At 62.0% G+C, this 1,842-nt stretch carries 2 protein-coding genes; both read left to right on the top strand.

Features of this window, described 5'->3' with window-relative positions; genetic code table 11:
* Positions 1-108: 108 nt before the first annotated feature.
* Positions 109-963, top strand: a complete 855-nt coding sequence (pstA, locus tag QZY06_RS17120; RefSeq protein ID WP_367275668.1) for a phosphate ABC transporter permease PstA — start codon at positions 109-111, stop codon at positions 961-963.
* A gap of 85 nt (positions 964-1,048) precedes the next feature.
* Entirely contained in the window at positions 1,049-1,804 is a 756-nt protein-coding gene (gene pstB, locus QZY06_RS17115) for a phosphate ABC transporter ATP-binding protein PstB (protein WP_367275667.1), read from the top strand.
* The last annotated feature ends 38 nt before the right edge of the window (positions 1,805-1,842 follow it).

Below are 1,842 nucleotides of genomic sequence, written 5' to 3'. Positions count from 1 at the left end.
CTGCTGCTGTTCGTGATCACCTTCATCGTGCTGGCGATCGCTCGCTACATGCTCTATCGCCTCAAGCAGAAAGCCGGATAAGCCGCCATGCAGCCCCAACCCGACAAAATGGCGTTCAACATGGCGATGTACAACCGTCGCCGCTTCGTCAGCCGCCTGCTGATGGTGCTGTCCTGGGCGGCCGCAGTCTCCGGCATGTTCGTGCTGCTGCTGATCCTCGGTACCCTGGTGTACCGCGGCGTCGGTGGTCTCAATCTCGCGGTGTTCACCGAGAACACGCCACCACCTGGCAGTGCCGGCGGCATCCTCAATGCGATCTTCGGCAGCGTGGTGATGACTCTGCTCGGCACCGCGCTGGGCACGCCGATCGGCATCCTCGCCGGCACCTACATGGCCGAGTACGGACGCAACACCTGGCTGACCACGATCGTCCGCTTCATCAACGACATCCTGCTGTCGGCGCCGTCGATCGTCATCGGCCTGTTCGTCTATGAAGTCATGGTGGTGACCATGGGGCACTTCTCGGCCTGGGCCGGCGGTGTCGCGCTGGCGCTGCTGGTGCTGCCGGTGGTGGTACGTACCACCGAGGACATGCTGCTGCTGGTGCCGGATGGCCTGCGTGAAGCGGCTGCTGCGCTCGGTTCGCCGCGCTGGCTGGTGATTTCCAAGGTCTGCTATCGCGCCGCCAAGGCCGGCATGGTGACCGGCGTGCTGCTCGCCATTGCCCGTGTCACCGGCGAGACCGCGCCGCTGCTGTTCACCGCCCTCAACAACCAGTTCATGTCCACCGACATGAACGCCCCGATGGCCAATCTGCCGGTTGTCATCTTCCAGTTCGCACTGAGTCCCTATCCTGAGTGGCAGCAGCTGGCCTGGACGGCAGCGCTGCTGATCACGATGACGGTACTGATCCTGAACATCGGTGCCCGCGCGCTGTCGACCCAGAACACGAAGAAGAACTGACGCCATGACCGAAGCAAACTCCGCTCAGATTTCGACGCAGAGGCCGTATCTGACGCCGCGCGATACCAATGCGCCCAAGCTGCCGATGAACGAGAAGGTCTCGGTGCGCGACGTCAATTTCTACTACGGCGACTACCGGGCGCTGAAGTCGATTTCGATGCCGATCTACGACAAGAAGGTCACCGCGCTGATCGGCCCTTCCGGCTGCGGCAAGTCGACCCTGCTGCGCATCTTCAACCGCATGTACGACCTCTACCCGAAGCAGCGGGCGGAGGGAGAAATCCTGTTCGAAGGCAAGAACCTGCTCGACCCGAAACAGGATCTGAACCTGCTGCGCGCGCGCATCGGCATGGTCTTCCAGAAGCCGACGCCGTTCCCGATGTCGATCTACGACAACATCGCCTTCGGCATTCGCCTGTACGAAAAGGTGCCGAAGTCCGAGCTCGACGATCGCGTCGAAACCGCGCTGAAGCGTGGCGCGCTGTGGGACGAGGTGAAGGACAAGCTGAACCAGAGCGGCCTCGGTCTCTCCGGCGGCCAGCAGCAGCGCCTATGCATCGCCCGCTCGATCGCCGTGCGCCCGGAGGTGCTGCTGCTCGATGAGCCGACGTCGGCGCTCGATCCGATCGCCACTGCCAAGGTCGAAGAACTGATCTATCAGCTGAAGAGCGATTACACGATCTGCATCGTCACCCACATCTTGCAGCAGGCCGCGCGAGTCGCCGATTTCACGGCTTTCATGTACCTCGGCGAACTGGTCGAGTTCGGTGAAACCAGCCAGGTGTTCACCAAGCCCAAAGAGTCGAAGACCGAGGATTACATTACGGGTCGATTTGGGTGAAACAGCACAGCGAGCACTGCTCGCTGTGCTGTTTCACG

This window comes from uncultured Nevskia sp. (assembly GCF_903885465.1).
Lineage (GTDB): Bacteria > Pseudomonadota > Gammaproteobacteria > Nevskiales > Nevskiaceae > Nevskia.
The sequence above is the reverse complement of the archived record's forward strand: the minus strand, read 5'-3'. Positions and strand labels throughout refer to the sequence as shown.

Bases quoted from the DNA above. Each gene is read 5' to 3' on its own strand.
- pstA (WP_367275668.1), top strand. From the start codon at position 109: ATGGCGTTCAACATGGCGATGTACAACCGTCGCCGCTTCGTCAGCCGC.
- pstB (WP_367275667.1), top strand. From the start codon at position 1,049: ATGAACGAGAAGGTCTCGGTGCGCGACGTCAATTTCTACTACGGCGAC.